This is a genomic window from Paracoccus sp. M683 (assembly GCF_007096355.1).
Classification (GTDB): Bacteria; Pseudomonadota; Alphaproteobacteria; order Rhodobacterales; family Rhodobacteraceae; genus Paracoccus.
Genome location: NZ_VKDF01000009.1, coordinates 116,599 through 124,664 on the forward strand (window position 1 = coordinate 116,599; position 8,066 = coordinate 124,664).

The window sequence follows — 8,066 nt, forward strand, 5'->3', positions numbered from 1 at the left end:
CCCCTCCTCGGGGCGGCTGTCAGGTGTCGCGTTCGATAACGAAACGCGCCAGTTCGCGCAAGTTTCCAGCAGCATCGCCATAGGGTGCCAGCGCGGCCTCGGCCCGGCCAATCAGCTTGTCAGCCTTGGCCCGCGCCCCGTCCAGCCCCAGCAGAGACACAAAGGTCGCCTTGCCCGCCGCATCATCCTTGCCCACACGTTTGCCCGTCGCGGCCTCGTCGCCCGTGACATCAAGAATGTCATCGGCAATCTGGAAGGCCAGGCCCAGGTTTCGCGCATAGTCGCGCAAGGGCTCGGGGTCGGCACCCGCGATGATCGCGCCGGCAGTCGCCGCAAATTCGATCAGCGCGCCGGTCTTTGCCTCCTGGATGCGGATGATGGTCTTTTCATCGGCGGCCTCGATGGCGGTTTCGGCCTGAATATCCAGTGCCTGCCCACGCACCATGCCAGACGCGCCGACAGCCTGTGCAAAAGCGGCAATCAGCGAAACCCGCGCGCCCGAATCGCCGATGACCTCGTCAGTCAGCAACTCGAAGGCCAGCGCCTGCAATGCATCGCCCGCCAGAATCGCGGTGGCTTCGGACCATTGCAGATGAACGGTCGGCATGCCGCGCCGCAGGTCGTCATCATCCATCGCCGGCAGATCGTCATGGACCAGGCTATAGGCATGCAGCGCCTCGACCGCAGCCGCGACGGGCAGTGCTGCCTGATCGTCGATGCCGTTCAGGCGCGCGGATTCCATCACCAGAAAGGCGCGGATGCGCTTGCCTCCAACGGTGGCATAGCCCATCGCATCGGCCAGTTCGCCACGCGGCATCCGGGCGACGGCATCGGCCAGCGCCTCGGCGACCATGGCCTTCACGACCTCCAGCCGGTCTTGCATTTACAGACCCTCGGCGGGGGTCGTGCCGGTCGGCGCACCATCAGCGGACAGGGTGATCTTTTCCACCCGTTCCTCGGCCTGACGCAGCCGCTGTTCGCAATGCGCGCGCAGCTTGGCGCCGCGTTCGTAAAGCGCGATGGATTCCTCCAGGGTGGCCTCGCCGGTCTCCAGCTTGCCAACCGTGGCTTCCAGTTCCTTCATCGCGTCCTCGAAGGACATGGCGGGGATATCGTCGCTCATCCGGGGGTTCCTATCAGCTGTTCGACATGGGCACGCGCGCTGCGGCCCAGAGCGGCAAGATCATAGCCCCCTTCGAGGCAAGAGACCACCGGGGCCCCGCCAATGGCCGCCGCGTCGCAGATGGCGCGGGTAATGGCTGCGAAATCCTGATCCAGCCAGTCAAGCTGGGCCAGCGGATCGTCGGCATGGGCGTCGAACCCGGCCGAGACGATGACCAGCTGCGGGCGCCATTCGATCATCCGGTCAAGGATGCGCCCCCATGCCGCCCGCGCCACCGCGCCATCAGATCCGGGCCGCAGGGGCAGGTTCATGATCTGGCCATAGGCGCCCGTCTGATCGGCTGCACCAGTGCCCGGATAAAGCGGCATCTGGTGGGTCGAGGCAAAGAACGCGCGTTTTTCGTTCCACAGCAGGTCCTGCGTGCCATTGCCGTGATGGACATCGAAATCCAGCACCGCCACGCGGTCAAGGCGGTGATGATCCAGCCCCCGCATAGCCGCAATTGCCACGGTGCCGAACAGGCAGAACCCCATCGCCGTCTCGCGTTCGGCATGATGGCCGGGCGGGCGCATGGCGACAAAGGCGCTGTCGGCCATGCCCGTCAGAACCGCATCGACCGCAGCCGTGGCCCCGCCAACCGCGCGCAGCGCCGCATCCCAGCTGCTGGGCGAAACATGGGTATCGGCATCCAGCATCCGAATCCCTTCCGCCGGGATCGCAGCCCGGATGCGGTCGATATAGGTCTGTGGATGACAGCGCAGCAATTCGGCCTGATCGGCCAGCGGCGCTTCGTGCCGGTCCAGCGGCAGATCGGCAAGCGCCGTCAGCACCGCCTTGTGCCGGGCAACCTGTTCGGGGTGGCCTGGCGGGGTTTCGTGCCGGGCGGCATCGGGATGGGTATAAAGTCGCGTCACCATGCCGGCCAAGCTAGGTTGCCCATGCGGCAGGGGCAATGGCTATCGTCGCGCGCCGGATCAGGCCTTTGGCTTTGGCGCCTGATCGGAAAACACATGTTCGGCGCCGGGAAAGCGGCGGGCGCGAACATCGGCGGCATATTCCGCGATGGCATCGCCAGCAGCCTGCGCCAGATCGCCATAGCGGCGCACGAATTTCGGGCGGAACTCGGCGAACAGGCCCAGCATGTCGTCAACGACCAGAATCTGCCCGTCGCAGCCGGCCGAAGCGCCGATGCCGATGGTCGGAATGTCGACGGCGGCGGTGATCTCATCGGCCAGACTGGCCGGCACCTTTTCCAGCACCACAGCAAAGGCCCCGGCCTGCGCCACCGCCTGCGCATCGGCCATCACATGCCGGCGGGCATCGCCCCTGCCCTGCACGCCATAGCCGCCAAAGGCGTTCACCGCCTGCGGCGTCAGGCCGATATGCGCCATGACCGGAATCCCGCGCGAGGCCAGAAACTGAATCGTCGGTGCCATTGTCACGCCACCTTCCAGCTTGACCGCGCCCGCGCCGGTTTCGGCCATGACCTGCGAGGCGGCGGCAAAGGCCGCCTGCGGGCTTGCCTCATAGCTGCCAAAGGGCAGATCAATCACCACCAGCGCCTGCTGGCAGCCGCGCATCACGGCCTTGCCATGGTCGATCATCATCCGCAGGGTGACGGGCAGGGTCGAGTCGAAGCCATAGACGACCATCCCAAGGGAATCCCCAACCAGCACCACCTCGCAATGCGGATCGACCAGCCGCGCGACCGGCGTTGTATAGGCCGTCAGCGAAACGATCGGATCGCCCCCCTTGCGCGCCCGGATATCAACCGCAGTCAGTCGCCGGATATGTCCTGAAACGCTCATGCCGCCATGTCCCCCGCTTGCTGGCTGCTTCAAGGGACGTTTTAGCCGCGCGGAACCGCCGCATCAACGGCGCCGGGGCGTCACGCGGGTCGGGCGGTCAGCCTCGTGCCGTCATTCCCGGTCACGATCATGTCCAGAAGCGCGCCTTCGGGCAGGCCGTCAGGCAAGGCGACCTCGGTGAATTGCTCGGTGCGGCCAAGGCTGGGGCCTTCGGTCAGGACAACGTGGCGGCGGTCGGCCTGGGCATCCAGATGCCGGCGCAACGCGGCATCGCCCGCCTCGCGCAGCCGCGCCGCACGGTCGCGGATCACCGGTCCCTTGACCGCAGGCATGCGCGCGGCGGGCGTGCCCTTGCGCGCGCTGTAGGGAAAGACGTGCAGGAAGGTCAGGCCGCAATCCTGCACCAGCTTGACCGAGTTTTCGAACATCGCATCGGTTTCGGTCGGAAAACCGGCAATGATGTCGGCACCAAAGACGATGTCGGGGCGCAGTCGCCGGGCATCCTCGCAGAACCGGATCGCATCGTCGCGCAGGTGGCGGCGCTTCATCCGTTTCAGGATCATGTCGTCGCCCGCCTGCAAGGACAGGTGCAGATGCGGCATCAGACGCGGCTCGCTGGCGATGGCCAGCATCAGGTTTTCGTCCGCCTCGATGCTGTCGATGCTGCTGATGCGCAGGCGCGGCAGGTCGGGCACCAGCCGCAGGATGCGCATGACCAGATCGCCAAGCCGCGGCTGCCCCGGCAGGTCCGCACCCCAAGAGGTCAGATCAACGCCGGTCAGCACCACCTCGTTGAAGCCGCGATCCCTGAGGCGTTTGATCTGTTCCACCACCACGCCCGCCGGAACGCTGCGGGAATTTCCGCGGCCGAAGGGGATGATGCAAAAGGTGCAGCGGTGATCGCAGCCGTTCTGCACCTGAACATAAGCCCGATGACGCCCGAAGCCGTCGATCAGATGGCCCGCCGTTTCGCGCACGGACATGATGTCATCGACCTGCACCTTCTCGGTCTCGCCGATCAGGTCGGGTGCGCGCAGGCTGGCCCAGGTCTGGGGCTGCATCTTTTCGTGATTGCCAATGACGCGGGTGACCTCGGGCATGTCGGCAAAGGTTTCGGGTTCGGTCTGGGCGGCGCAGCCGGTGACGATGACCGGCGCGCCGGGGTTTTCGCGGGCCAGACGGCGGATTTCCTGCCGGGCCTTGCGCACGGCCTCGGCCGTGACGGCGCAGGTGTTCACCACCACGGCGCCCGACAGACCCGCAGCCTCGGCCATCTCGCGCATCGCCTCGGTTTCATAGGCGTTCAGGCGGCAGCCGAGCGTCGAAAAGACTGGCGCGCTCATCCGGCCAGCCATTCGGAGGTAAGGACGCCGCTGAAGACATGCGCGGTCGGCGCCTCCATCCAGACGCCATCCTCGCGCCAGTCGATATGCAAGACGCCGCCGGGGACATTGACCTTGACCCGCCGCCCCGTCAGCCCGCGCCGCGCCGAGGCCACCGCCGCCGCGCAGGAACACGACCCCGAGGCCAGCGTCGGCCCCGTGCCGCGTTCCCAGATCCGCAGCAGGATCTCATCTGGCGACAGGACGTGCACGACCTCGACATTGGTGCGTTCGGGATAAAGCGGGTGATGTTCCATCTCGGCGCCGAAGCGGTCCAGATCGACGGCGGCGGCGTCATCGACGAAGAAGGTCAGATGCGGATTGCCCATGCCGGTTGCAACCGGATCGCCTTCGATGGGCAGATGGTCAATATCGACCTGATACGCCAAAGGAATCGCGCGCCAGTCCAGCACCGGCTGGCCCATGTTAACTCGGGTCAGGCCGTTGCCCGCGTCCTCGGCGATCAGGATACGGTCGCCGGTCCGCAGGGTCAGATGATTCTTGCCGGTCTCGTCCATGACGAAGCGGGCGACACAGCGCGTGGCATTGCCGCAGGTGCCGCTGCGCGAGCCATCGGCGTTCCAGAAATCCAGCCGCAGATCGGCCTGATCGTCCGGCAGAATCGCCGCCAACTGGTCAAATCCCACGCCGCGATTGCGATCGGCAATGCGCGCGATGATATTGTCGGCGGGGGGCTGCCCCCCTGCACGCAGGTCGATCACCACGAAGTCATTGCCCAGCCCGTGCATCTTCATGAAGGGCACGGCACCGCCCGGATTCCTGTTCATAGCGGGCATATATGCCCTGATGAAGAAAACCGCCAGTAGCGATGATTTTTCTGCTTGACGCTGCCCGACGCTGACCCTAGTTAGGCGCCCTGTTGTGGGCCCATAGCTCAGTTGGTAGAGCAACTGACTTTTAATCAGTGGGTCACAGGTTCGAATCCTGTTGGGCTCACCATATTTCTCAATTGACAGGTGACAAATAACACCTCAGCTGGCCATTTGGGACAGATATCCTGTCCATTTGCGCTGCTGATGCTTGGATCAACTGGGGACGATTGTGTGGCGGCGCACTAGCTTCCGGACGAAAATGCACCAGCTTCTGGACAAAAAATTTTTCTGTCAGGTCTCTTTTCGGGCGCAAATCCTGACGGCTGATCGGAGCGATCCTGGCAGGCTTCTGCCCCCCTCACCAGACAGTCGCCCCGATCCGCTGGCTGGCCCAGTCATAAAGCCGGATGCGCTGTTCATAGGTCGGCACCTGATCCGCAACCAGATACCAGTTGACCCAACTCAGGTGATTATCGCCGTAGGCAGTGCTGGAAAGCTGGAACCAGTCCACCGGACCCGGATCGGCCGATCCGGTGGAGGACTGCCGCACCAAGTCCTCGCCTGACTGCCGGTTGAGGTTGGTCAGCCGGATGGTCTTTTGACCGCCCGACCAGATCACCTCGATCAGCGCGCGGTCGCCGTCCATGCCGCCGGCAAATGACGCCTGCGTATTGGCCCCGCCAGATGCCTGAGCCCACCCACCGCCACCGTTGATCCAGACCTCTGAACCGTCCATTTCGATGATCCGGTGATCCCCGGATGTATAACGCAGGTCGACGAGCATCGCCTGATAGGCCGGTGTCATTGCCGGCGAGACATTCGCCTGCATCGGATCAGCCGAGAACGCGATTACATCGCCATCCAGAACCGGCACGCGGGCCGGATCGGTGACAGCCCAGCTATCGCCGATTGCGGCGACCGGTCCGCCCTCGACGGCCGGCGTCGTGCGGGCGGTGTCGGCCCATTTGTCGTCGCTGATGGCGTCCATCTGGACGATCTGCGCGTCGGCGAAGATCTGTATCGGCGTTTCGCCATCCGGCACGATCAGGCCAATTGGGCTGCGCGATACGCCGCCCCGGCCCGCGTAAGCATAATCGTCGGCGATCTGGGTCGCGATGCCTGCCAGATAGGCTGCCATAGATGCATCGACATAGGCCGTGGTCGGCAGCGGGCTGGGCAACGGCACCAGCACGTGGTTGTAGGCGACCAGATTGAACAGGGCCAGCTTGGCCCAGCAGCCCGGCTCTGACAGCATATATTGATGGGTCGATGCGCCGGAACTCGTGTCAAATCCGCTCCAAAAATAACGATGATCCGTCACCCCGCCGGGCACGATGCCGCCGGCCTGCACATCGTCATAGATCCGCGCCAGCAGGCGATGTGTCGGGACGATCCGGCAGAACATGCCCGCGTGACCGTTATCATCGAGCCACTGCCTGATGACGTCAGCGAGGTATTGGTGCGCGCCCTCATAGGCGTCGATGCGGCTGCGCCAGAGACCATCGTTACTGAAATCCGTTTCGCTCGGCAGATAGGGCTGCTGACCGTCGATCAGGATCCCTGTAGCGCCTGCAGTGGCGGCAGCCTCGACCAAAACCAGTGCCGCCGCAACGTTCGCAGCCAGCCCGTCATGATGATCCGTGCGGCCCCATTGGTCAGGTTGCCACAAATGACCGCCAGTATCGGGGTGCCAACCCCAATCGCCCAGACTGATCACCAGCGCATCATAACCCGCAATATCCGCGATTGGATCAGTGCCCGAACTATAGGTCTGGCTGCCGTCTATCATTTGTGGCAGCAGCCGCACATATGGCGCGACCAGCTGGCTGACTGAATAACCTGGCAGGCCCGGAACCGGGGCAAAACCGTCCGGCCCTGAATAGGTCGGCCGGAACAGGTCCGCCATGCCGTGATCGTCAACGCCCTCGCGCCACGGCAGGTAAAGCATGTTGGTTGCGAACGAATACGGCATGAACATGAACCGCGCGGTTGAGGGGTCGAGTTGGTTGAGCGTTGAAACGCCAGCGCTGTTGATTTCCACCCAGAACTGAGGCGGATCGGCGCGTAATTTCCACTGAGAAGTGAGCCATGTGAACCTTTCCCCAAAGCGTTGAGCGGCGGGGGTAACGGGAGTGATCCACATGGGACTTTTGAACATCATCCGACGCATGCACTTGCGGCAGAAGCTGTCGGTCCGCGAGATCGCGCGGCGCACCGGCCTTTCGCGCAACACGATTACCAAGCACCTGGCGGGGGGCACGATCGAGCCGAAGTTCGCCACGCCGGACCGGCCGAGCAAGCTTGATCCTTTCGCCGAGAAGCTGGCCGGCTGGCTGAAGACAGAAGCCGGCAAGTCGCGCAAGCAGCGGCGGACGCTGAAGCAGATGCATGCCGATCTCGTCAAGCTTGGCTTCAGCGGCTCCTACGGTCGGGTTGCGGCGTTTGCGCGGCAATGGCGGACAGATCGCCAGCGCGAACAGCAGACCACGGGACGCGGCACCTTTGTTCCGCTGTCCTTTCGACCGGGCGAAGCGTTCCAGTTCGACTGGAGCGAAGACTTCGGGCATCTGGCCGACGATCGCACCAAGCTTCAGATGGCCCACATCAAGCTGTCTCACAGCCGGGCCTTCCTGTTGCGCGCCTACCCGCTCCAGACCCACGAGATGCTGTTCGATGCCCACTGGCATGGCTTCCGTGTGTTCCACGGCGTGCCCGAGCGCGGCATATACGATAACATGCGCACGGCGGTGGACCGGGTCGGCCGGGGCAAGGAGCGGCAGGTCAACCTCCGCTTTCTGGCCATGACGAACCACTATGTCTTCGAACCGGAGTTCTGCAATCCTGCCGCAGGCTGGGAGAAGGGACAGGTCGAGAAGAACGTTCAGGACTCCCGCCGCCAGATCCTGCAGAAGATGCCGGG

General features: G+C 64.3%; 8 protein-coding genes and 1 tRNA gene. 2 read left to right on the forward strand and 7 right to left on the reverse strand.

Annotation, left to right across the window (positions count from 1 at the left end):
• Positions 1–19: 19 nt before the first annotated feature.
• From FNJ84_RS16200 to dapF, 6 genes are all read right to left on the reverse strand, one after another.
• A complete protein-coding gene (locus tag FNJ84_RS16200; protein ID WP_143794335.1) occupies positions 20–883 on the reverse strand; it encodes a polyprenyl synthetase family protein in 864 nt (287 codons plus the stop codon).
• A complete protein-coding gene (locus FNJ84_RS16205) occupies positions 884–1,123 on the reverse strand; it encodes an exodeoxyribonuclease VII small subunit (protein ID WP_143794336.1) in 240 nt (79 codons plus the stop codon).
• Positions 1,120–2,040, reverse strand: coding sequence for a histone deacetylase family protein (locus FNJ84_RS16210; RefSeq protein WP_143794337.1), 921 nt, complete (start codon positions 2,038–2,040; stop codon positions 1,120–1,122). The genes FNJ84_RS16205 and FNJ84_RS16210 overlap by 4 nt, the downstream gene beginning before the upstream one ends.
• Before the next feature lie 57 nt (positions 2,041–2,097).
• Positions 2,098–2,931: a 3-methyl-2-oxobutanoate hydroxymethyltransferase gene (gene panB, locus FNJ84_RS16215; RefSeq protein WP_143794338.1), complete on the reverse strand. Its 834-nt coding sequence runs from the start codon at positions 2,929–2,931 to the stop codon at positions 2,098–2,100.
• An 80-nt stretch (positions 2,932–3,011) separates the two neighbouring features.
• Positions 3,012–4,274 carry a tRNA (N(6)-L-threonylcarbamoyladenosine(37)-C(2))-methylthiotransferase MtaB gene (mtaB, locus tag FNJ84_RS16220; RefSeq protein ID WP_143794339.1) on the reverse strand — a complete coding sequence of 421 codons (1,263 nt, stop codon included), beginning with the start codon at positions 4,272–4,274 and terminating at the stop codon, positions 3,012–3,014.
• On the reverse strand, positions 4,271–5,101 hold the full coding sequence (gene dapF / locus FNJ84_RS16225) for a diaminopimelate epimerase (RefSeq protein ID WP_185968564.1): 831 nt from the start codon (positions 5,099–5,101) through the stop codon (positions 4,271–4,273). The genes mtaB and dapF overlap by 4 nt, the downstream gene beginning before the upstream one ends.
• Positions 5,102–5,197: 96 nt before the next feature.
• Between dapF and FNJ84_RS16230 the strand changes: the two genes are divergently transcribed.
• Positions 5,198–5,273 (forward strand) — tRNA-Lys (locus FNJ84_RS16230).
• 231 nt (positions 5,274–5,504) lie between these two features.
• Here FNJ84_RS16230 and FNJ84_RS16235 read toward each other — a convergent pair.
• The gene (locus tag FNJ84_RS16235) at positions 5,505–7,118 is read right to left on the reverse strand and encodes a hypothetical protein (RefSeq protein WP_185968565.1); all 1,614 of its coding nucleotides are present in this window, start codon (positions 7,116–7,118) and stop codon (positions 5,505–5,507) included.
• A 169-nt stretch (positions 7,119–7,287) separates the two neighbouring features.
• Between FNJ84_RS16235 and istA the strand changes: the two genes are divergently transcribed.
• Positions 7,288–8,066 (forward strand): IS21 family transposase (gene istA / locus FNJ84_RS16240; protein WP_143794342.1); only part of this gene is annotated, 779 nt, incomplete at its 3' end.

Coding starts and splice junctions, on each gene's coding strand:
- panB (WP_143794338.1), bottom strand. CDS start 2,931: ATGAGCGTTTCAGGACATATCCGGCGACTGACTGCGGTTGATATCCGG.
- dapF (WP_185968564.1), bottom strand. CDS start 5,101: ATGAACAGGAATCCGGGCGGTGCCGTGCCCTTCATGAAGATGCACGGG.
- FNJ84_RS16210 (WP_143794337.1), bottom strand. CDS start 2,040: ATGGTGACGCGACTTTATACCCATCCCGATGCCGCCCGGCACGAAACC.
- FNJ84_RS16200 (WP_143794335.1), bottom strand. CDS start 883: ATGCAAGACCGGCTGGAGGTCGTGAAGGCCATGGTCGCCGAGGCGCTG.
- FNJ84_RS16235 (WP_185968565.1), bottom strand. CDS start 7,118: ATGCCGTATTCGTTCGCAACCAACATGCTTTACCTGCCGTGGCGCGAG.
- mtaB (WP_143794339.1), bottom strand. CDS start 4,274: ATGAGCGCGCCAGTCTTTTCGACGCTCGGCTGCCGCCTGAACGCCTAT.
- FNJ84_RS16205 (WP_143794336.1), bottom strand. CDS start 1,123: ATGAGCGACGATATCCCCGCCATGTCCTTCGAGGACGCGATGAAGGAA.